This is a genomic window from Oxalobacter paeniformigenes (genome assembly GCF_027158465.1).
GTDB classification, from domain to species: Bacteria; Pseudomonadota; Gammaproteobacteria; order Burkholderiales; family Burkholderiaceae_D; genus Oxalobacter; species Oxalobacter paeniformigenes.
Map to the genome: position 1 here is coordinate 88341 of NZ_JAMKYL010000001.1, position 23130 is coordinate 111470.

General features: G+C 54.2%; 13 protein-coding genes. 10 read left to right on the forward strand and 3 right to left on the reverse strand.

The features are described from left to right. The first annotated feature begins 149 nt into the window (after positions 1 to 149). Both gdhA and NAI64_RS00455 read left to right on the forward strand, forming a co-directional pair. Entirely contained in the window at positions 150 to 1490 is a 1341-nt protein-coding gene (gene gdhA, locus NAI64_RS00450) for an NADP-specific glutamate dehydrogenase (protein ID WP_269296737.1), read from the forward strand. 554 nt (positions 1491 to 2044) lie between these two features. Next, positions 2045 to 7309, forward strand: a complete 5265-nt coding sequence (locus tag NAI64_RS00455) for an ESPR-type extended signal peptide-containing protein (RefSeq protein ID WP_269296739.1) — start codon at positions 2045 to 2047, stop codon at positions 7307 to 7309. A 251-nt stretch (positions 7310 to 7560) separates the two neighbouring features. Here NAI64_RS00455 and NAI64_RS00460 read toward each other — a convergent pair whose 3' ends face one another. After that, positions 7561 to 8853: a replication-associated recombination protein A gene (locus NAI64_RS00460; protein WP_269296741.1), complete on the reverse strand. Its 1293-nt coding sequence runs from the start codon at positions 8851 to 8853 to the stop codon at positions 7561 to 7563. Between the two features lie 208 nt (positions 8854 to 9061). Between NAI64_RS00460 and NAI64_RS00465 the strand changes: the two genes are divergently transcribed. Together NAI64_RS00465 and NAI64_RS00470 are read left to right on the forward strand one after the other, a co-directional pair. Next, positions 9062 to 9655, forward strand: coding sequence for an NUDIX domain-containing protein (locus tag NAI64_RS00465; RefSeq protein WP_269296742.1), 594 nt, complete (start codon positions 9062 to 9064; stop codon positions 9653 to 9655). 141 nt (positions 9656 to 9796) lie between these two features. After that, entirely contained in the window at positions 9797 to 10000 is a 204-nt protein-coding gene (locus NAI64_RS00470) for a cold-shock protein (protein ID WP_269296744.1), read from the forward strand. 176 nt (positions 10001 to 10176) lie between these two features. Here the strand turns inward: NAI64_RS00470 and NAI64_RS00475 are convergent, their stop codons facing one another. Continuing rightward, positions 10177 to 11394 (reverse strand): MFS transporter, encoded by a 1218-nt coding sequence (locus NAI64_RS00475; RefSeq protein WP_269296746.1) that lies wholly within the window; start codon positions 11392 to 11394, stop codon positions 10177 to 10179. Between the two features lie 304 nt (positions 11395 to 11698). After that, positions 11699 to 12118 carry an acyl-CoA thioesterase gene (locus NAI64_RS00480; RefSeq protein ID WP_269296748.1) on the reverse strand — a complete coding sequence of 140 codons (420 nt, stop codon included), beginning with the start codon at positions 12116 to 12118 and terminating at the stop codon, positions 11699 to 11701. A gap of 120 nt (positions 12119 to 12238) precedes the next feature. On the opposite strand from NAI64_RS00480, the gene NAI64_RS00485 reads away from it, so the two are divergent. From NAI64_RS00485 to glgA, 6 genes are all read left to right on the forward strand, one after another. Next, positions 12239 to 13918 (forward strand): electron transfer flavoprotein-ubiquinone oxidoreductase, encoded by a 1680-nt coding sequence (locus NAI64_RS00485; RefSeq protein WP_269296750.1) that lies wholly within the window; start codon positions 12239 to 12241, stop codon positions 13916 to 13918. 141 nt (positions 13919 to 14059) lie between these two features. After that, a complete protein-coding gene (gene glgB / locus NAI64_RS00490; RefSeq protein WP_269296751.1) occupies positions 14060 to 16240 on the forward strand; it encodes a 1,4-alpha-glucan branching protein GlgB in 2181 nt (726 codons plus the stop codon). Beyond that, positions 16240 to 18282 (forward strand): glycogen debranching protein GlgX, encoded by a 2043-nt coding sequence (gene glgX, locus NAI64_RS00495; protein WP_269296752.1) that lies wholly within the window; start codon positions 16240 to 16242, stop codon positions 18280 to 18282. Before glgB ends, glgX begins: the two co-directional genes overlap by 1 nt. A 96-nt stretch (positions 18283 to 18378) precedes the next feature. Then, positions 18379 to 20004, forward strand: coding sequence for an alpha-D-glucose phosphate-specific phosphoglucomutase (locus tag NAI64_RS00500; RefSeq protein WP_269296753.1), 1626 nt, complete (start codon positions 18379 to 18381; stop codon positions 20002 to 20004). Positions 20005 to 20199: 195 nt separating this feature from the next. Then, the gene (gene glgC / locus NAI64_RS00505) at positions 20200 to 21501 is read left to right on the forward strand and encodes a glucose-1-phosphate adenylyltransferase (RefSeq protein ID WP_269296754.1); all 1302 of its coding nucleotides are present in this window, start codon (positions 20200 to 20202) and stop codon (positions 21499 to 21501) included. After that, positions 21502 to 22986 carry a glycogen synthase GlgA gene (gene glgA, locus NAI64_RS00510; protein ID WP_269296755.1) on the forward strand — a complete coding sequence of 495 codons (1485 nt, stop codon included), beginning with the start codon at positions 21502 to 21504 and terminating at the stop codon, positions 22984 to 22986. Positions 22987 to 23130: the final 144 nt, after the last annotated feature.

Below are 23130 nucleotides of genomic sequence, written 5' to 3' on the forward strand. Positions count from 1 at the left end.
AATTAACGTCCCGTAAAAGGCAAAATAAACAGCCCATAATGGGAAAAGCGTCGGCAAACAGAGTGGTACGCCTGTGATGCCATGAGAATGGCAGGGTGGTGTTTTGCCGCAGCATTCTTTGATTGTTAATTTTTTGATTGGATGTTTCAATGAAACAGAGTCTTGAAGAGTTTTTGGAAGGCGTCAGACAGCGCGATCCCAACCAGCCTGAATTCCATCAGGCAGTCACGGAAGTCATGGAAAGCCTGTGGCCCTTCATTGAAAAAAATCCGAAGTATGCAGACCAGAATCTGCTGCGTCGTCTGGTAGAACCGGAACGTATCATCCAGTTCCGTGTTTCCTGGGTCGATGACAAGGGAGAAGTACAGGTCAATCGTGGTTACCGTATCCAGCACAGTTCCGCGATCGGTCCGTACAAGGGCGGTTTGCGCTTCCATCCTTCCGTCAACCTGTCCATCCTGAAATTCCTGGCGTTCGAACAGACGTTCAAGAATGCGCTGACGACACTGCCGATGGGTGCCGGCAAGGGCGGTTCCGATTTCGATCCGAAGGGCAAGAGCGACAACGAAATCATGCGTTTCTGCCAGGCTTTCGTATCCGAACTGTATCGTCACGTCGGAGCCGATACGGACGTTCCGGCAGGTGACATCGGCGTCGGTGGACGTGAAGTCGGTTTCATGGCAGGTATGTACAAGAAACTGGCAAACCGTACAGACTGTGTATTCACCGGTAAAGGCCTCTCTTTCGGCGGTTCCCTGATCCGTCCGGAAGCAACCGGATACGGTACTGTCTATTTCGTGGAAGAAATGCTCAAACGTGCCGGCAAGGATATCAAGGGTATGCGTGTTTCCGTTTCGGGATCCGGCAATGTCGCACAGTATGCGGTTGAAAAAGCCATGCAGCTGGGCGCCAAGGTCGTCACGGTTTCCGACTCGGGTGGTACGGTTGTCGATGAAGCAGGCTTTACGCCGGAAAAACTGGCAAAACTGATGGAAATCAAGAATGTCCAGTATGGACGTTGCAGCGAATATGCAGAACAGATCGGTGCACAGTTCTTCCCGAAAGCAAGACCGTGGTACGTTCCTGTCGATATCGCTTTGCCATGCGCAACGCAGAACGAACTGGACGAAAACGATGCCAAGGCATTGATCAAGAATGGTGTGATCTGCGTCGCAGAAGGTGCCAACATGCCTTCCACCATCGAAGCAGCCAAGCTGTTCGAAGAAGCACGCATTCTGTACGCTCCCGGCAAGGCAAGCAATGCAGGCGGTGTCGCGACGTCGGGTCTGGAAATGTCGCAAAACGCCATTCGCCTGTCCTGGACGCGCGAAGAAGTGGATCGGCATTTGAACGAAATCATGAAAAACATTCACAATGCATGTGTCAAATACGGTACTCGTCCTGACGGAACGGTCAGTTATATCAGCGGCGCCAACATCGCCGGTTTTGTCAAAGTTGCGGATGCAATGCTGGCACAGGGTGTTATTTAAACCAGATGCACCTGAAGAAGGGGACCCGGGAAAAGGATTCCGGGTCCTTTTTTTTTGCCTGAATGCGGCATATGGTGTGGTACCGGATGGACGATCCGTCAGCATCGCATTGACGACCGCAGAGGTTATGCCAATCATACCGGCATGTCAGGCCTTGATTGCCCGGAAAGACAACGTCAGTTCACAAGCATGGCACGACCTTTTCGGACATGGCGTCATTTATGTCGGTAAAAAGAACAATAAGGCGTATGGCGCCGGTTTTTTTTATCAATATACTTTTTCGATATGAAGCAGCCTTGCTGCTTTTCCCTTTTTTATTTCTCTCTTTCCCGGCCGTAAAGCACGGATTTTTCTGGTTGCCGTGACCGTTTACGGTGTTTTCCGGATGTTTCTTCGCTACAACCAATGACCGTTTGAATATTGTGATCGAGTAACTTTTCAGATTAGAATTAGACGTAATATGCAAAATAATTAGAAAAATTTTAGCGTATTTGGTTTATTATTGAGTCCGGTTACGGAATCAGACGGTGGATATACCGAATCAAGGAGAGTCAATGAACAAGGTATTCAAAGTGGTTTGGAACGAGGTGCGTGCATCATACATGGTGTGCGATGAGAACAGCATGACGCGAGGAAAACCCAAGAGCGTCAAGACAGCAGTTCTTGCAGCTTCTGTCGCTGCCATGATGGGATTGTCAGGCGTGACGATGGCGGAGCCATTAGCCAGCGAACGGACACAAATCAGTTATGACGGCAATCAATTGTTGACGCAGGCTGCGCAGGGGGACAATCTCCAGTATTCACTGCAAAACGGAGTGATAACGGTATCTGCAACCGGACAGACAGACAATTTTTATGGTGTCGTTTCGAACCTGTACAAGGAAGCAAGCGGTCTTGAATATATCAGCAAGTCCGGCGTCAATGTTTCCAACAGTCGTTTTGAAGGTAATTCCAGCACCAACGCAGGCGGTGCGATGACATTATGGAACGACGGAAATCTGGGAACTGCGGCGAACCAACACTTGGTGTCTGATACTGAATTTACCGGAAATACAGCGGTCAACCAGGGTGGTGCGCTTTCCCTGATGAACCAGAATGCCTTTGATGTGCAGGGTAGTGCAACACTGAACAATGTGAGCTTTTCCGGAAACAATGCTGCCAAAGGCGGCGCTGTTTATTCGGAACAGTATGATCTGTCCATAGAAGGCAATTCGTCCTTTGTCGGCAATACCGCACAGAACGGCGGCGCCATCTATAACGACAAGGGTGATCTGAATGTCGGGGAAGGCGCCGTATTCAGGGATAACGTTTCCACCGCGCAAAACTACGGCGGTGGCGCGATTTACAACGACGGTGGTGATGTAACCATCGGAAACGGTGTGCAGTTCGTCGGCAACAAGCTGGATCAGCCGGTCAGTGATTCGACTGATCGCGAGATGCGTTCGGCTGGCGGTGCGATTGCGTCCTGGAACGGCGGTTCGCTGAATATCGGCGAAAACGTCGTTTTTGAAAACAATGGCTACAATGCGTCCGGTGATGTTGCATGGTCGTCAGGTGGCGCCATTTATCTGGATACGGATACGAAAAACGTAGCGGAAATGACCATCGGCTCCGGTACCCGTTTCTCGGGTAACGTGGCCGGTTCGCTGGGCGGCGCGATTTATGCCGGTGATTCCAGAACGGAAATCACGGGTACGACGTTTGAAAACAACAAGGCAGGCAGCTGGGGCGGTGCGATCTTCGCAGGCCAGTACTATGCGCTCGATGGTCACGGCGTGACGATTTCCGGCTCGCAGTTCAACGGCAATGAAGCCGGAAATTATGGTGGCGCGATCGCGTCGCAGTACACGGCGCTGAATGTCGCCGACACCACGTTCAGCGGCAACAAAGCCGGTTTGCAGGGTGGTGCAGTATATGTTCAGGGCGATGCCAGCGGTGCGGATTATGCAGGATCGGCAACCATCGAAAATTCCGCGTTCAATGGCAATGCAGCCGGTGAAATCGGCGGCGCCATTTATGCTGAAAATGCAGGGTTGTCCATCACCGGCACGACTTTCGATAGCAATACGGTCGCAGTCGATGGCATGGAAAATCGCGGCGGTGCGATGTATATCAATAACAGCGGTGAAACCGACGCCACGATCAAGGATTCGACCTTTACGAACAACACTGCAGGTTATATCGGCAACAATGTCAGTGCGCCGAACGAAATCTTATGGAGCCAGGGCGGTGCCATTGCATATGGTGGCGGTGTCCTGAATATCGACAATACGCAGTTCGTGTCGAACTCGGCCGGACAGGGTGGTGCGATCAGCCAGTTGCATGTTCCTACTGCACAGACGGATAAAACCGATGAGCTCAATATCACGAATTCGGAATTCACGGACAATATGGCCAATGCCGGCGGTGCGATTTCCGCCATGCGTACCGTGACGATCTCCGATTCGTCCTTTAACGGCAATACGGCAGTCAGCGATACGGATGGCGGCGGCGCCATGTTCATCGGTGCGGAAAGCGATACGGTGATCGATCGCACGACGTTCGACGGCAACAAGTCGCTGACATCGTCCGGTGGCGCGATCGATACCCGAAAAGGCGATCTGGGCAACAACAAGGCCGCCAAACTGGAAATCAGCAATTCCGTATTCAAAAACAACGAAGCGCTGGGCGTCGATGTGGCATCACTGACGGAAGCACAGCAGCAGGAATATACCGGAAAAGGCGGCGCGATCCGCAATGCGTTCTACGGCAGCAAGACCGATCCGGTACGTGTCACGGTTGCCGGTACGCAGTTCGAAAACAACAAGGCGATTTATGGCGGCGCCATCTATAACGAGTATAGCGGCAAGGTAGCGGCAACTACGACCGCTGCAGCACGTATCGCGATTTCCGACTCGACGTTCACCGGCAACTCGGCAACGGCAGAAGGCGGCGCGATCTACAATACCAAAGGTAGCGAAATCGTCTTCAACGGAACGAATACGTTCAGCGGCAATACCGCCAACGGTGTCGCCAACGATATCTACAATGACGGTACGGTCACTGTCGCTTCCGGTGAAACGGTACTCGACGGCGGCATTACCGGTAAAGGTACAGTTGATATCGATGGCGGCAAACTGGTCGCAGCAACCATTCATGCCAATGCCAACGCCATCAATCTGAAGACCGGTACATTGCAGACCGGTTCGGATCAGGTCATGCAAGCCGCGCTGGATGCCGATGGTACGGTGACCGATGCCGTCGGTCTGAAAACGGAAGCAGGCGTTACGTACACCGGCGGTGAACTGGCGCTGACCGATGCGAAATACAATCTGGATTACGCCAAGTCGGTCGCCAATGCCATCAACAACAATAATGCGACTAACGTAACCATGCTGGGTGAACTGGTCGGCCAGACCGGTCCGGTCAGTGTCGGCGATCTGGATGGAGCCGGACTGGGACTGGCGACGGTGGACGTCGTTGCAGATAACGGTACCGGCCTGGTCGTCGGTGCCAATACGGTGCCGACGGGAGACGTGAACGGCAATGATTACACCGATGCCGAAACGCACAACAATTCGCTGGGTGCGCAGACCCTGACGCTGGATAACGGTGGCGAAGCCGTACTGGTGACGGGGGGCAAATCGCTGACGCTGACCGGTGACGGCAGTGATCTTGTCAAGACCGATACCGGAACAGCCAATATCGATGTCGGTCATGGCCCGATGGGTGGCGGAACCCTGAATCTGGGTAGCGATGTGGCAGCCAATGGCGGAACGCTCAATGGCACGGTAACGGTCGGCGAAACCGGAACGGTCAACGTCAATGGCGCGGAATACGGCGTCACTGGTGCTGTCAATGTGGACGGCGGTAAAGTCAATGTCAACGATGGCGCGACACTGAATGCCAACGATGTGACGCTGACTGGTGCATCCCAGGTCAATGTGGCAGGTGACATGAATGTCGATACCCTGACGGGCAGTGCCACCTCGGTCATCAATGTCGGTAACGACCAGTCTGCCGGCAATATGTCGATCGGTTCGCTGAGCCTCGGCGGCGGCACGATGATTCTGGATCCGGACTGGGTTGACGGGGTCGGTATCGAAGGCGCGTCGAAGACGGCAATTGCTTCCTGGACAAATGGGGCTATTGACGGCAAGCTCGCCGGTATACGGAATTCGATGTATGTATTGGGTACCGATACGACAGACTGGGCGCAGCAGGCCTTTGCAAGTTCCGGAAGAGTCTGGGGACCCAATGACATCACCGCTGCGTTGGCAATCGCTGCACCGCAGAAACTGGATGCTGCTCTGGGAGCCATTTACATCGATGGCTCGCAGACGCCGGATACGATCAGTTCAGTCAGTATGCAACCCAATACTGCGACATTTGCCGACAATTCGATGCTGATAGTCGATGCAACCGGTATCGGTACCGGCGATCAGGCGGCGATCAGTGGTGACGGCAGCAGTACGGCAACGGTCGCTGACAAAGCTGCTTTGCATGTGGTCAATGCCAAGAACGGACAGGAAGTAGGTATTCTGAACGACTTCCAGACAGTTACCGTGGATGGCGATGGCTGGCAGGGAACGAACCTGACGTCTGGCGACGCCATGATTTCCCTGACTGTCAAGGAAAATGGCTCCAACGGCAACTATACCGTTGCTGCGACCGCCAACAATGCGGCCGATGTGTTTGCCGGAGTCGTACCGGTCAACGGAATGAACCGGATCTGGCAGAACGGCGTGAATGATGTGAATTCCGCCAATGGTGGCATCGCGTTCCTGTCCAGAGCGGCAGACAGCCGGTATGTAAACCATGCCGATGCCGTCCGTCAGATCAACGGTGCAGCGCAGATCGCAGTGGCTGCCGGTGTCCAGGCGGCCAGCATCCAGGCCATGGATGCCGTCAACGATACCTTGCAGGAACATTTGTCCCTGACGAGCAACGTCAGCCAGAAGGGGGCGCCGTCGCTGCACAAGGAGGGTGCGGATCTGTGGGTTTCCATGCTGTATCGTGATGGTGACAGCGGTGGACTGAAGGCCGGCGGGTTCTCGAGCGACTATGAAAACAACTTCGGTGGCATCATGGTCGGTACCGATTACACCTGGAAGGGTGCTGTTGACGGTTACTTCCGTATCGGCGGTGCGCTGAATATCGGAAAAGGCGACAGCAATTCCAACGGTAACTTCAACTACACGGACAATGACTACGATACCTATGGTTTGAGTCTGTATGGCGGCTGGAACAACGACAACATCAATGTTGTTGCAGATGTCGGTTATATGAAGGGCGACCATGACCTGAAGCAGCATATGTCGCAGGCACTGGGCGGCAACCTGAAAGCCGATGTCGATACGGAAATCTGGACAGCCGGTATCCGTGGCGAATACCAGTTCAAAACGACAGCGCTGGATGTTACGCCACACATCGGTATCCGGTACATGCATCTGGAAACCGATTCGTTCAGCACGCATAACGGACTGGGTACGGTATTCCATACCGACAGCGACAGCCAGAACCTGTGGCAATTCCCGATCGGTGTGACCCTGAGTCGCGATTATGTTTCGACCAGCGGCTGGACGGTCAAACCGAAATTCGATTTGTCTGTTATTCCGGCTGCCGGAGACAAGGATGTTTCCACGACGGTCGGCGTACCGGGTATGGGTGTGACCGACAGTGCCACAGCCGACATGATGGACAGCGTTTCCTGGCAGGGTACGCTGGGACTGGAAGTGCAGAAAGAAGCCACAAGCTTTGGCCTGCAAGCGGGTTACCGGAAATCGGATGACGCGAAGTCCAGAGGCGTGATGGTGACCTTCGGACACCAGTTTGAATAAACGGGTGTGAGACGGGCATCACGGCCTTCTATCCTGAAAGGGCATTCCGCAGGGAATGCCCTTTTTGTTTTTATTGAACAGATGCGATTTTTCGCTGTTTGCGGGACGGATTTCCTGTTGCGCCGTTATCCATTATGGAAGGATACAGGCAGGCGATATGACTGGCTGACGGTTGTACCGGTGATTTTGTGAGCGTGCCGGGTTTTCGATTGTCGTGGTGGCAGGGATTTGCATCATGCCATATGCCGGTATCACCGTGTTTTTTTGCCGGCTTTCCTGTCCAGTTCCGCCAGCCAGTCCAGCTTTTCGCCGATCTTTTTTTCCAGTCCGTAGGGTGTCGGACGGTACCAGCGCATTTCGGGCATGTCGTCCGGAAAGTAGGTTTCTCCTGCGGCATAGGCGTTGGGTTCGTCGTGCGCGTACCGGTATTCGTGTCCGTATCCCAGTTCTTTCATGAGTTTCGTCGGAGCATTGCGCAAATGGATCGGGACGTCGCGGCTTTTGTCTTTCCGGACAAAGGCGCGTGCCTGATTGTAGGCGGTGTATCCGGCGTTGCTTTTTGCGGCGACGGAAAGGTAAATGACGGCTTGTGCCAGTGCCAGTTCGCCTTCCGGGCTGCCAAGTCTTTCGTAGGTAGTGGCGGCATCGTTGGCGATCTGGATGGCGCGCGGGTCGGCCAGACCGATGTCTTCCCATGACATGCGGATGATTCTCCGTGCCAGATAGCGCGGATCGACACCGCCGTCGAGCATTCGTGCCAGCCAGTAGAGGGCTGCGTCGGGGTTGGAACCACGGACGGATTTGTGGAGCGCGGAAATCTGGTCGTAGAAATTGTCGCCCTTGTTGTCGAAGCGACGCATGACGTCTCCGAGGGTTTCTCGCAGGCGGTGTATATCGACGGTTTGTTCTCCGGCCGCCAGGGCGGCTTGTGCGGCGATTTCCAGATTGTTGAGCAGACGGCGTGCATCGCCGTCGGCGCTCATGACGAGCATGTCCTGTGCTTCGGGAGAGACCGACAGGCCATGCAGTTCTTTTTCCAGCGCACGCGTGATGAGTGTTTTGAGGTCGGTATCGTCCAGCGCTTTGAGGACGTAAACGGCGGCGCGTGAAAGCAGGGCGTTGTTGACTTCGAAGGACGGGTTTTCCGTGGTGGCGCCGATGAAAGTGAACAGGCCGCTTTCGACGTGTGGCAAAAAGGCGTCTTGCTGGCTTTTGTTGAAGCGGTGGACTTCATCGACGAACAAGATGGTACGTCGGCCGGAATTCGAGCGGATCAGGGTGGCACGTTCGACGGCATCGCGGATGTCTTTCACACCGGAGAGTACCGCCGAGAGTGCCATGAATTCCGCATTGAAGCCATCGGCCATCAGGCGTGCCAGTGTCGTTTTGCCGACACCGGGGGGGCCCCACAGGATCATCGAGTGCGGTTCGCCGGATTCAAAGGCGGTGCGCAGGGGCTTGCCTGCACCAAGAAGATGCTGTTGCCCGACGACATCGTCGAGTGTTTTGGGACGCATGCGTTCGGCCAGAGGTGCTTGGGACATGATGCGGTTTTGCAATTGGTGAAAGAAACAGTCTATATGATCGGGTGCCGGTATGGCAAAAGTCTGTCCAGCCAAGTGTATCCTTGCCGGCATTTTCTGGTGAATACGGCAACTGGCGACAGGTTTTTTGCGGGAAACGGTTTCACGGTACGGATGGGTGGATTAAGATGCCGGATGGTTCGCGAGGATTTTGCAGGAAAGAAAAATCATGAAAGAAAAAGGGATGGATGATTGGCGGGATGACGAGCTGACAGAGACGATGCTGGACAGTCGGGTTGTTTACAAGGGCGGTTTTTTCGATGTGAGCAAGGACAGAATCCGCTTGCCCGATGGTGGTGAGGCGACGCGTGAATATATCAGGCATCCCGGTGCGGTGGTGATATTGCCGTTGTTCGAGGACAAGACCGTGCTGGTGGAGAGGCAGTTCCGTTATCCATTGCATCGTGTGTTCGTCGAGTTCCCGGCCGGCAAAATCGACAAGGGGGAAGATACACTGGCCAGTGCGATGCGCGAGCTGGAAGAAGAAACGGGTTATACGGCGTCTGACTGGCGGTACGTGACGACGATTCATAATGCGATCGGGTATTCTGACGAACGGTTGGTGGTTTATCTGGCGCAAGGATTGAAAGCCGGGATGGCGCATTGCGATGAAGAAGAGTTCATCCAGACATGCAGAATACCGCTGGATGAACTGATGCGGTGGGTAAAAGAAGGGAAAGTGAGCGACGTCAAAACCGTCATCGGCACTTTTTGGCTGGAAAAAATTGTCAGCGGTCAATGGGATGCGGAAAAAGTGCTGTAACGTCTTGAATTATGGTTTATGATGGAATACGTCGTTTTTGAGGTACGGGTAGCGGTGCGGTATCTAAGACTGTCATTTCTGTTTTTGCTTCAGACGATGGTAAGGGCGCAAGCCGGGTTTAATTGAAATAGGAAATATGTAATGGCAACAGGTACTGTAAAATGGTTTAACGATGCCAAGGGCTTCGGATTCATCACTCCCGATGAAGGCGGCGAAGATGTTTTCGCCCATTTCTCGGCGATCAAGGCGGACGGTTTCAAATCCCTGAAAGAAAACCAGCGTGTTTCTTTCGATATCACGACCGGTCCGAAAGGCAAGCAGGCTTCCAATATCACCGTAATCTGACCGGACAATTGGCAGGTACGTTTTTTTCAAGGTCATTTGCTTTTGGCAAATGAGTGGGGTTTTTTGCCGCAGAACGGAAACATGACATCATGTTTCCGTTTTTTTGTGTCTCGTATTTTTGTGTCATTGCGTAGCGGGGTATCTTGCGAAAACAGGCCATGTCATGCAGGAAAATGTCAGGATGGCATCCTGAACATTTTGCGCAGGACAGCTACCAGCCAGACGAGGGTACACAAGGTGCCGGCACACAGGCTGATGGTGCCGACCGCCATGGTCAGATTCGGCCAGTCGAGCGAACACAGCATCATGGACAGGCTGCCGAAAAGCAGGGCGACACATCCCCAGAGGGAGCCGACGGTCCCGTTGTCGGTATCCATCTGGTTCATGATGAGCATGGTGCCGGCAGGACGGCAGGCACTGCCGAAAAAAGTGACCGGCACATAAAGCAGTGCGAAAGCGAACGGATTGCATGCGCCGAAAAACAGTATCATCAGGCCGGATAAGGCGACGCAGACGAAACAGAGAGTCAGGAAAAACACCCGTGGAATGCGACGCAGGAAACGCATGTAAAGAAGTGGCGCAAGCATGGCGAAACAGCCGTTGAAGGCAAAGAAATAGCTGTATTTTTCGGCGCTCAGGCCGAACATGTCGATGTAGATGAACGAGGAAGTGGACAGGAACGACATGACCGGCATGACCATGAGCGAAAAGACGATGAGCAAAACCAGATAGCCTTTGTTGCCCAGGACGAATCCGATCCGTCCGAGGGACTGGAATGCGGAACCTGCCGTCGGGTTTTCCAGGGTTTCTTTCAGAAACAGGGAAATGATCAGCGCGAGTATTCCGCAAGATGCCAGTACGACAAACAGACCACGCCATGAAACGAATTTGAGCAGGAACGCGCCGACGACGGGGGCCAGCATGGGACATAAGATGGTGAGTGTCTGTATCCAGACCAGTACGCGTTCCATGACCAGTCCACGGAAATTGTCCTTGACGATGGCCATGGAAACAGACTGGATGGCGCCGCTGCCGATGGCCTGGATGACACGTCCGGCGATCAGCAGATAAATGCTGGTCGCCATGAAGCATACGACACTGCCTGTTATGTAAAGTGCAAGTCCCAGATAAAGGATCGGTTTTCTGCCGTATTTGTCGGTGAACGGTCCCCACAACAGCATGGAGATGGCAAAGAACAGCATGAAAAAGCTGAGAGTGAAGTTCGTCAGCTCAGGGGTGGTCGAGAAAAAATCGACCATGCGCGGCATGGCGGGGAGATACAAATCGACCGAAAGCGGGACGAAAGCACTCAGAAATGCCAGAAAAATGATCAGCCCTTTGGCACCGAACGGAAATACTCCTGGGCGTAATGCGTCGTTTTCTTCCTGCAACATAATCGTGTCCGGTGTGGTTGATGTCTGGCACTCGTGCGTGATGGCAAGAGATGCTTTTTGGCTGCTGCACGGTTTTTTCGCGGTTTTCTGCACGGCAGCCGGCCATGAAGGCGTACATTATAGCGGTCCCGTGAAGACAGTACCGGTGCATGGTCAAGTGATGGCGCCGGATGCACAGTGTAAATAAAGTTTTGCCATCATGCCGTATCAAATTGTTACAGGATAACGGTAAACGATTTTCTGGCATGACGGGGATTGGTTTGTCGTGCGACAGATATATGACGCGAAATGTCACGTCTGGCGGTTACGGTGTGATCAGCTGTCGTATGACATCGGGAAGCGGTGTCGATTTGCCGGTCGCCTGATCGATCCAGACGACTTTGGAGCCGCCGATGGCGCAGACGGTTTTCGGATCGTCGCAGCGCCGGATTTCCTGTACGATTTCGAAACTCGAACGTCCTGGAGAACCGGCATATGTCCTGACTTCGATGTCGCCGGGATAGACAAGGGGGGCATAGTAGGTACAGTAGCAATGGACGACGACAGTTTCCGATCCGGCTTTTTCGCCACGACCGATATGAGAGTACCATTCGATGCGTGCCTGCTCGAGATACCGGAAGAAAACGACATTGTTGACATGACCCATGGCATCCATATCGCCCCAGCGGATGGGAATGCGTGAAGTGAAAACCAGTTTTTTGCCGGATAATGGATCGCTGGTCATGGCAGGTGATCTCCCATATGGTTTTGAATTGAACGGTTTACCGATATCATGTCATGATTTTGCGGTAATCTCCATTACTGTGGGTTTGCATAGACTGAATTTGTGTGAGTGACTGAAAAGATGATGCAACAAGAATGGCCCGGTACGGATGATTTCGGTCCGCGCGAGGCGATGGAATACGATGTCGTGATTGTCGGTGCAGGGCCTTCCGGTCTGTCGGCCGCTATCAGGCTCAAGCAGCTGGCGCAGCGGCAGGGACAGGATTTTTCGGTGTGCGTGCTTGAAAAGGGATCGGAAGCAGGGGCGCATATCCTTTCGGGGGCCGTGATGGATCCCGTGGCGCTGACGGAACTGGTTCCGGACTGGCAGGCCAAAGGTGCACCGGTGTCCGTTGCCGTATCCGAGGATCGTTTCCTGTTTCTCTGTGAGAAAAGCGCCAGCAAGACGCCGGGCTGGATGTTGCCGGAAGTGTTGCATAACAAGGGAAATTATGTGGTTTCTCTGGCCAATCTGGTGCGCTGGCTGGCGCAGCAGGCGGAAGAGCTGGGTGTCGATATTTTCCCGGGATTCGCGGCCGCAGAGGTGTTGTATGACGAAACGGGGGCGGTCAAGGGGGTCGCCACCGGCAATATGGGGGTCGGTCGTGACGGCAAGCCGACGGATGCTTTCCAGCCGGGGATGGAGTTGCATGCGCGTTATACGCTGTTTGCGGAAGGCGCCAGAGGACATCTCGGACGTCAGGTTATCGCCCGGTTCGGTCTGGACAAGGGGCGCGATCCCCAGAGCTATGCCATCGGTATCAAGGAAATCTGGAAGGTGAAACCGTCCGTTCACCAGCCCGGTCTGGTCGTCCATACCGCCGGATGGCCACTGGATGCGGGAACGTATGGCGGATCGTTCATGTATCACATGGATAATCATGAAGTCGCTGTCGGTTTCACACTGGGGTTGGGGTATCGCAATCCGTATATGTCGCCGTTCGGCGAGTTCCAGCGTTACAAGACCCATCCGGCCATCCGGCGTTTTCTGGAAGGCGGCGAACGGATTGCCTACGGGGCGCGTGTCATTGCGGCAGGTGGCATTCAGGCCTTGCCGGAGGTGGTGTTTCCGGGCGGTGCGCTTGTCGGTTGCGATGCCGGCTTCATGAATGGCGGGCGGCTCAAGGGAATTCATACAGCGATCAAGTCGGGCATGCTCGCTGCCGACGCGCTTTGCGATGCCCTCTCGGAAGGCAGAAGCCGCGATGTTTTGCTGGCGTATCCCGACGGGTTCAGGCGTTCATGGTTGTATGACGAACTGGTCAGGGTTCGCAATTTCAAGCCATGGATGGGCAAGAATTTGTACTGGGGGACTTTGATGTTCGGTATCGATCAGGTGATTTTCCGTGGAAGGGCGCCATGGACACTGCATCGCAAGAAAGCCGATCATGAATATCTGTTGCCCGCTTCAGTCTGCAAACCGATCGATTACCCCAAACCCGATGGCAAACTGACGTTCGATATTCCGTCTTCGGTTTATCTGTCGGGAACGATGCACGAGGAGAACCAGCCGGTGCATCTGGTGCTCAGGGATCGCGAAGCGCCACTGAACGTCAACTGGCCGGTCTATGCAGGTCCCGAATCGCGCTATTGTCCCGCCGGTGTGTATGAATATCTTCAGGATGCCGACGGCAAGGTTCGCCTCCAGATCAATGCGGCGAACTGCATGCATTGCAAGACATGCGACGTCAAGGATCCGGGGCAGAATATCATCTGGATGGCTCCTGAAGGCGGTGGCGGTCCCAACTATCCCGATATGTGAGGTATTTACGGAAAAATAAAACCGTTTTTGTGTCTTTTGCGCGGTTTTTATGACCGGACTGGGGTGGTGTCGCGAGGGATGATGTAAGATAAAACGATCATTGCCTTGCGATGCGGACATTCGGTTTTTCAAGGAGGCGCGATGCACGATACGGTAACACCTGACGGGATGCTGGAACAGGTCATTTCCGGAGATTGTCACGATCCGTTTTCCGTTCTCGGAATGCATGCCGAAAGCGGCAGGTTGGTGGTCAGGGCATTGTTGCCGGGTGCCGCTGCCGTTTCGGTAGTCGGTAGTGTGCCGGATATCCCGGTGTTTCCCATGCGGCGGGTAGGCGATACGGCACTGTTTGCCGTGGAAATCGAGACCTTTCATGAACCGTTTCCCTACCGCTTCGAGGTCGACTGGGGAAGCCACCGTCAGGTACTGGAAGATGCTTACCGCTTTGCATGTGTGCTGGGCGATATGGATGTCTGGCTGCTTTCCGAAGGGACCCATCATCGTCCCTATGAACGGCTGGGTGCCCATCCTGTCGTCATGGATGGCGTTTCCGGTGTCAGTTTCGCGGTATGGGCGCCGAATGCGCGGCGGGTATCGGTCGTCGGTGATTTCAACAGCTGGGACGGCCGCCGTCACATGATGCGCTACCGTTACGAATGCGGTGTCTGGGAAATATTCATTCCTCATGTCACAGAGGGCGATCTGTACAAGTATGAAATCAAGGATGTCGATGGGGAAATCAGGCTGAAAGCGGATCCATATGCTTTCCGTTCGCAGCTGCGCCCGGATACGGCTTCCATCGTGCATCACTTGCCACCGGTGATTCCTTCAGACGAAGTACGCAAAAAGGCCAATGCGCTGGATGCTCCGGTCAGCATTTACGAGGTGCATCTCGGCTCATGGCGTTTGCCGGATGACGGACGGCGCTGGCTGACCTATCGCGAGCTGGCGCAGCAACTGATTCCGTATGTCAAAAATCTGGGGTTCACCCATATCGAGCTGATGCCGGTCAACGAGCATCCGCTGGACGATTCATGGGGCTACCAGTCGACAGGGATTTATGCGCCGACCGCGCGTTACGGCTCGCCGGATGATTTCCGTCATTTCGTTTCGGTGGCTCACGAGGCCGGTATCGGAGTGATTCTGGATTGGGTGCCTGCCCATTTTCCGGCAGATGCGCATGGTCTTGTCCGTTTTGACGGGACGGCGTTGTATGAACATGCCGATCCGAAAGAAGGGATTCATCAGGACTGGGGCAGTGTGATCTATAACTACGGGCGTACCGAAGTCGGCAATTATCTGGTCGGCAATGCGCTTTACTGGATTGAACGATACGGTGTCGATGGCTTGCGGGTCGATGCCGTGGCGTCCATGCTTTACCGTGATTACAGCCGTGCGCCCGGCGAGTGGGTTCCGAACAAGTATGGTGGGCGCGAGAATCTCGAAGCGATCGCTTTCCTGCGACGGCTCAACGAAACGATAGGAACGGAGCGGCCGGAAGCCGTGACGATGGCGGAAGAGTCAACGAGTTTTCCGGGCGTGACCCATCCGGTATGGGATGGCGGGCTGGGATTCCACTACAAGTGGAATATGGGCTGGATGCACGATACCTTGTCTTACATGGGGGAAGATCCCGTTTATCGCAAATACCATCATGACAAGATGCGTTTCGGCCTGATGTATGCGTATTCAGAAAATTTCATTTTGCCGCTGTCGCATGATGAAGTCGTGCATTGCAAGGGCTCGCTGATCGGCAAGATGTCCGGGGACGACTGGCAGCGGTTTGCCAATTTGCGTGCCTATTTCGGGTTCATGTGGGGGTATCCCGGCAAGAAATTGCTGTTTATGGGCGGTGAGTTCGCACAGTATCGCGAATGGAATGCAAACGGCAGTCTGGACTGGGATTTGCTTCGTTATCCGTCGCATGCTGGTGTGCAACGGCTGGTTCGTGACCTCAATACGATATACCGTGATTTTCCTGCACTATCCAGACTCGATTATGACCCGGCCGGTTTCGAATGGATCATCCATGACGATGCGGATGAGTCGGTTTTCAGTTTCATGCGGCGCGATGGCGACAGGCAGTTTGTGGTAGTCATCAGCAATTTCACGCCGGTGCCGCGGTATGGTTACCGTATCGGCGTGCCGGAACCTGGCTGGTATCGTGAAATCATCAATACCGATGCCGTGATATACGGTGGCAGCGGCATTCACAATCATGAATTGCTGGCACAGCCTGTTCCTTCCAACGGGATGCCATGGTCGATTGTCGCGACGGCTTCTCCGCTGGCGACCTGTATGTTGATCAGAAAGGATGACTGATGGAATTTGAAACGGAAATCAGGATGGAAGCCGGAAAGCCCTTGCCGCGTGGCGCGCACTGGGACGGACAGGGCGTGAATTTTTCACTGGTGTCGCCCGGTGCTTCCGCCGTGACGTTGTGTCTGTTCGATGAAACGGGGAAAGAGGAACTGGCGAAGTTGCCGATGAGCCTGTCGGAAAACGGTGTCTGGTGCGCTTATTTGCGCGGAGCGAAACCAGGGCTCGTGTATGGCTACCGTGTTTCGGGGACACATGCGCCGCGCAGCGGGCAGCGCTTCAATGACCGGAAAGTATTGCTTGATCCGTATGCACGTCAGGTGGTCGGGCGCTATGAAGGACAGGATGAGTTTTCCGATGCGTCCGGTGTCGATACGGGAGCGATCGCGCTCAAGGGAAAAGTGGTGCATGAGGCATATGACTGGGGTGATGATGCATGGCCCCGCATTCCGATGAGCCGGACGATTCTTTATGAATTGCATCCTGCCGGGTTTACACGGTTGCATCCGGACGTGCCGGAACCATTGCGGGGAACGTATGCGGCACTTGCCGAACCGGTGGTTTTGGACTATCTGGAAAAGCTCGGGATCACATCAGTGGAGCTGCTGCCGGTTTTCGCCATGGCCGATGAAGCCAGGCTCAAGCGGGCGGGAAAAAGCAATTATTGGGGATACAATCCGATCGGTTTTTTCGCACCGGAAAACCGGTACTGGTCGGGGCGTCCGGGGACCACGCCGGTATCCGAGTTCAGGGATATGGTTCGCGCTTTCCACAGCCGTGGTATCGAGGTCATTCTGGATGTAGTGTACAACCATACGGCGGAAGGCAACGAGGACGGACCGATGCTCAGTTTCAAGGGGATCGGCAATGACATGTATTACCATCTTCAGCCGGACAATCCGTCACGGTATGAAAACTGGTCAGGCTGTGGAAACAGTCTGAATCTCGGTCATCCGGTCGTGCTGGAAATGGTATTGGATTCGATGCGCTACTGGGTCGATGAAATGCATGTCGACGGTTTCCGCTTCGATTTGACGACGACGCTTGCGCGGGAGAAACGGGACTATTCGATCAATGCCGGTTTTTTCAGGGCGGTTGCCGCCGATCCGGTGCTTTCGCGTGTCAAGCTGATCGCTGAACCGTGGGATCTGGGGCCGGATGGTTACCAGTTGGGCAATTTCCCGTTCGGATGGAGCGAATGGAACGACAGGTTCCGCGATACCATGCGCTCTTTCTGGCTGCATCAGGGACCGTCGCTGAGCGAATTCGCGCAACGTTTCGCCGGTTCGAAGGATTTGTTCGGCACCCGCGAACGGCTGCCGGCCTCAAGCATCAATTATGTGACTTCACATGACGGTTTCACGCTGCGCGATCTTGTCAGTTACAACCACAAACATAACGAAGCCAACGGCGAACATAACCGCGACGGTACCGATCACAATCTGAGCTGGAATTGCGGCGAGGAAGGTGAGGCGACGTTGCAGGAAGTGATTTTGCGGCGCAACCGGTTGCGCCGCTCCTTGCTGACGACATTGTTGCTGTCGCAGGGAACGCCGATGCTGGTCGCCGGTGACGAATTCGGTCAGACGCAACATGGCAACAACAATCCGTATTGCCAGGATAACGAACTGACATGGTTGAACTGGAAGGAAGCGGATACGTCCTTGCAGGATTTTGTCGCGAATCTGATCACCTTGCGCAAAACGAACCCGGCAATCGGGCAGAATCGCTGGTTCGCTGCCGAAAATGCGGACTTCGCGGTACCGGAAGCAGGTATCCGGTGGCTTTCGCCTAACGGAGGCGACAAACTGGGCAGTCTCTGGAGCAACAAGCGCATGTTCAGTCTCGGGATGCTGATGCGTGCCGGCGATACTTCGCGTCCCTGCCTGGTATTGCTCAATGCCGCGATCCAGTCCGTCATTTTCCGTTTGCCTCCGGGACGCTGGAAGGTACTGTCAGACAGCAGCGGCTCTTTCGACAAGGGAGCCAATCTCGAGTTTCAGGTTCTGTTGCAAGGGCATACCATGATGGTGGCAGTCCCATGACAATCTTGATAAGATGAAAGTAGCGCCTGCATGAGGGAAGCGGGCCGGTACCGTGGTATCTGATGGCAGGTCGTTTAACCATTTACGGGAGCAAGCATGTCAATCCAGACCGTTAGTACGACGCCTTTCGAAGGCCAGAATCCGGGAACCTCCGGATTGCGAAAAACGGTATCCGTTTTCCGCCAGCCGCATTATCTGGAAAATTTCGTCCAGTCCATTTTCGATTCGCAGGAAGGTTTCCGTGGCCAGACGCTGGTTCTTGGCGGTGACGGGCGTTTTTTCAACGCGGTCGCCATCCAGACGATTCTGAAAATGGCAGCCGCCAACGGTTTCGGCAAGGTAATGGTGGGACAAAACGGTATTCTTTCCACCCCCGCGGTCAGTTGCATTATCCGGAAGTACAAGACATTCGGCGGTATCGTGTTGTCCGCCAGCCATAACCCGGGCGGTCCGAATGGTGATTTCGGTATCAAATACAATATCGGTAACGGCGGTCCCGCGCCGGAGAAAGTGACCAATCACATTCATGCCCTGTCGCAAACCATTCGCCAGTACCGTATTTCCGATGCACCGGATATCGACTTGAGCCGGATCGGATTGTACGACATGGACGGGATGACCGTCGAAGTCATCGATTCCGTGGCCGATTATGCGGAACTGATGCAATCCCTGTTCGATTTCAGCGCGATACGCAAACTGTTCGCAAACGGTTTCGTTTTCCGTTTCGATGCCATGCATGCCGTATGTGGTCCTTATGCGAAAAAGATCGTGGAAGATATGCTCGGCGCACCGCAAGGTACTGTCGTCAATGCCGTGCCGAAAGAAGATTTCGGCGGACATCATCCCGATCCCAATCCCGTCAATGCGACGGAACTGATTGCGTTCATGAACGGTCCGCAAGGTGCCGATATGGGGGCCGCTACGGATGGCGACGGTGACCGCAACATGATCGTCGGGCGGCATATCGCCGTGACGCCATCAGACAGTCTGGCGATACTGGCAGCCAATGCCAGGGCCGTTCCGGGATATGCGGCCGGAATCGCCGGTATCGCGCGTTCCATGCCGACATCGACGGCAGCCGACAGGGTGGCGGCCGCGTTGGGGATCGCCTGTTATGAAACGCCGACAGGCTGGAAATTTTTCGGCGATTTGCTTGATGACGGCAAGATCACCCTGTGCGGTGAGGAAAGTTACGGTACCAGCTCCAGTCATATACGTGAGAAAGACGGTATCTGGGCGATTCTGTTCTGGCTGAACCTGTTGGCGGCGACTGGCAAAACGGTCGGTCAAATCGTCCATGAACACTGGCGGAAATATGGCCGAAATTATTATTCGCGTCACGATTATGTCAGTATCGACAGCCAGCGTGCCGCCGCGCTGATGGATCATCTGCGTGCGAAGTTATCGGGTTTGTCAGGCCAGGTTTTCGGTTCCTGTACGGTGGAAAAGGCCGATGAGTTTTCCTATACCGATCCGGTCGATGGTTCCGTTTCCGAACGGCAGGGTATCCGGATTTTCTTCACCGATGGCTCCCGTATTGTGTTCCGTCTGTCTGGGACCGGGACGGTGGGAGCGACATTGCGGGTTTATTTTGACCGGTATGAAAAAGACAGGCTGGATATGGCCGTGCAGGATGCACTGGGCGAATTGATCGCGATTGCATCGGAAGTCGCCGATATCGCAGGATTCACCGGCATGACGGAACCGACGGTTGTGACCTGAATGCAAGGTTTGTCCGTTATTGCAAGGCCGGGTGATCGCCGGCTGAAAACGGGATGGCCTGAAGCGGGAGGCAGTGTTCGTGACACAACGGATTTGCAAGGCATCGTAACATACAAACATGAATGTATGTTAAATTAAAAGGATAAGGCAAGGTTGTCGGATCAATGTAGAAATATTCGTTCGGGGGGAGACTGAATGAAGTTTGTCGAGGATAAAATGCTGGCAGCCAGCCAGCTGCCAAAACGTACCATTGCACTTGTTCTGGCCGGGGGACGGGGAACGCGGTTGCATCAGCTAACCGATAATCGTGCGAAACCGGCGGTTTATTTCGGGGGCAAGTTCCGGATCATTGATTTCGCGCTGTCCAATTGCATCAATTCCGGTATTCGGCGTGTCGGTGTCATTACGCAATATCGTCCGCATTCCCTGATACGCCATTTGCAGCGAGGCTGGAGTTTCCTGCGTGGTGAACAGAACGAATTCATCGATCTGATGCCCGCAGGACAGCAGATGGAAGAAGGTCTGTGGTATCGCGGTACGGCCGATGCCGTGGCGCAGAACAAGGGGATTTTGCGTTCCTACGGGCCTGAATATATTCTTGTACTGGCAGGCGACCATATTTACAAAATGGATTATTCGCTGCTTTTGCTTGATCATGTGGAGCGGAAATCCCAGTGTACGGTAGCTTGTATCGAAGTGCCACGCATGGATGCGACCGGCTTCGGTGTCATGGACGTGGATGAGAATCGTCGGATTACCCGTTTTCTGGAAAAGCCTGCCGATCCGCCGGGTATCCCCGATCGTCCCGACAAGGCGCTGGCCAGTATGGGGATTTATGTGTTCAACGCGGATTATCTGTACAGGTTGCTTGATGAGGATTGTGCGGACAATTCGTCTTCCCATGATTTCGGAAAGGATATCATCCCCAAGGTGGTCGGCCAGGGGAACGCGATGGCGCATTATTTCAGCATGTCATGTATCCCGCCGGCACAATTCGTGCCACCGTACTGGCGAGATGTCGGAACGGTCGATTCATTCTGGTCGACCAATCTCGATCTGACGTCGAACATGCCGCAGCTCAATATCTATGACGAGGATTGGCCGATCTGGACGTATCAGGAGCAGGAACCGCCGGCGAAATTCGTGCCTGATCCGCATGGTATGGATGGCGTGATTTCCAATACGATGGTGTCGGGCGGATGTATCATTTGCGGTTCCAAAATGTCCAATACCATTTTGTTTTCGAAAGTGCGGGTTCAGGCGTTCTGCAATCTCGATCAGGTCGTCGTGTTGCCCGATTGCGAGATCGGCCAGGGGTCACGCCTGAAAAAGGTGGTGATCGATCGGGGATGCCGTATTCCTGAAGGAACGATCATCGGCGAAGACCCTGAACTGGATGCGCAACGTTTTTACCGCAGTCCGAACGGTGTCGTACTCGTCACGCAGGAAATGTTTGCGCGTTTGTACAATTTTGAGCATATACCGAAGGTTGAATAAGTGAGCCAGAATCCATCTCCGCTACGTGTGTTGCATGTCTGTTCCGAAGTTTTTCCATTGCTCAAAACCGGCGGATTGGCCGATGTGACGGCGGCATTGCCGCCCGAACTGGAAAAACAGGGGTGTGAAGTCCGTATGCTGGTGCCGGGATTCCCAGCTTTTGTCAATGGTATCGAGGACCAGCACCTCGTCACGGAGCTGCCGTCACGTTTCGGTGCACGCAAAATCCGGCTGATGTACGGAAAGATGCCGAAAACCGGTGTGCCTGTCTATTATGTCGATGCTCCCGATTTGTATGATCGTCCGGGCAATCCCTATAACGACAGTGACGGGCAACCCTATCGTGACAATCATCTCCGGTTTGCCTTGCTGGGCTGGTGTGCCGCACGGTTGGCGGAAGGGTTCGATTATTTCTGGAAGCCGGATATTGTTCACGGTCACGACTGGCATGCAGGACTGGCGTTCGCCTATATCAAGGCACTGGAATGGCATACCGGAAAACGTATGGTCGGGACGGTCTTTACCGTGCACAATATGGCATATCAGGGCAACTTTCCGGCTTATATGTTCAGCGAGCTGGATTTGCCGTTTTCGATGTTCAATGCCGACGGCATCGAATTTTACGGACAGGTTTCCTTTCTCAAGTCCGGTTTTTATTATGCCGACAAGGTAACCACGGTCAGTCCGACCTATGCCAGGGAAATAAGAGATGGCGAACAGTCTTGCGGACTGGGTGGCGTGGTTCAGCAACGTCAGGCCGATCTGGTCGGTATTCTCAACGGTGTCGATACCGCTACATGGAACCCGCGTACCGACAAGCGTATCGAGGCGAATTACCATGTGCGTTCCATGACGGGCAAGAAAAAATGCCGTCTTGCGTTGCAAAAAGAAATGGGGCTTGTCGAGCAGAATGACAAGCCGGTTTTTTGCGTCGTCAGCCGTTTCGCAGCACAAAAAGGCTTGCATCTGGTTGTCGATGGCATCAACGCCATTGTCGGTAACGGTGGTCAGGTTGTCGTCATGGGCAATGGCGAACGCTGGCTGGAAGACGCATTCAGGCATTTCGAGCAGACTTTTCCGGGGCAGGTCGCGGTACGTATCGGTTACGATGAAGACCGTGCGCACCGGGTGTTTGCCGGCAGTGATGTCGTGATGGTGCCCTCCCGTTATGAACCATGCGGTCTGGTCCAGATGTACGGCTCACTGTATGGTACTTTGCCACTGGTGCATCGTGTCGGAGGACTGGCCGATACGGTGGTTGATTGTTCGCTGGAAAATCTGGCCGAGAATCGGGCGACCGGTTTTTGTTTCGAACATTTCGATTATCCGTCTTTCGAATCCGCCGTGCACAGGGCTTTTGCCTTGTTCGACAAACAGACGGACTGGAAAAAGGTTCAGAAACGTGGAATGAAGTTGTCTTTCGGCTGGGAAAATTCGGCCGAGCGGTATGCACAGTTGTACCGGCTGATACGTGTCGTCGCATGATTGCAAGGGTGTCGAAGCGGTGAAATGCGTTCGGTCATGTATGGAAATCATGAGGTGCGGCATGACTTGCCAAAGCGCTTGGTGAACGGTTATATTTTCTGATGATGTGCTGCGGTATCGTGGCACGAACGATCGGCGTATGAC

Bases quoted from the DNA above. Each gene is read 5' to 3' on its own strand.
- glgB (WP_269296751.1), top strand. From the start codon at position 14,060: ATGCACGATACGGTAACACCTGACGGGATGCTGGAACAGGTCATTTCC.
- glgX (WP_269296752.1), top strand. From the start codon at position 16,240: ATGGAATTTGAAACGGAAATCAGGATGGAAGCCGGAAAGCCCTTGCCG.
- NAI64_RS00485 (WP_269296750.1), top strand. From the start codon at position 12,239: ATGATGCAACAAGAATGGCCCGGTACGGATGATTTCGGTCCGCGCGAG.
- NAI64_RS00475 (WP_269296746.1), bottom strand. From the start codon at position 11,394: ATGTTGCAGGAAGAAAACGACGCATTACGCCCAGGAGTATTTCCGTTC.
- gdhA (WP_269296737.1), top strand. From the start codon at position 150: ATGAAACAGAGTCTTGAAGAGTTTTTGGAAGGCGTCAGACAGCGCGAT.
- glgC (WP_269296754.1), top strand. From the start codon at position 20,200: ATGAAGTTTGTCGAGGATAAAATGCTGGCAGCCAGCCAGCTGCCAAAA.
- NAI64_RS00470 (WP_269296744.1), top strand. From the start codon at position 9,797: ATGGCAACAGGTACTGTAAAATGGTTTAACGATGCCAAGGGCTTCGGA.
- NAI64_RS00460 (WP_269296741.1), bottom strand. From the start codon at position 8,853: ATGTCCCAAGCACCTCTGGCCGAACGCATGCGTCCCAAAACACTCGAC.
- NAI64_RS00455 (WP_269296739.1), top strand. From the start codon at position 2,045: ATGAACAAGGTATTCAAAGTGGTTTGGAACGAGGTGCGTGCATCATAC.
- NAI64_RS00500 (WP_269296753.1), top strand. From the start codon at position 18,379: ATGTCAATCCAGACCGTTAGTACGACGCCTTTCGAAGGCCAGAATCCG.
- NAI64_RS00480 (WP_269296748.1), bottom strand. From the start codon at position 12,118: ATGACCAGCGATCCATTATCCGGCAAAAAACTGGTTTTCACTTCACGC.
- NAI64_RS00465 (WP_269296742.1), top strand. From the start codon at position 9,062: ATGAAAGAAAAAGGGATGGATGATTGGCGGGATGACGAGCTGACAGAG.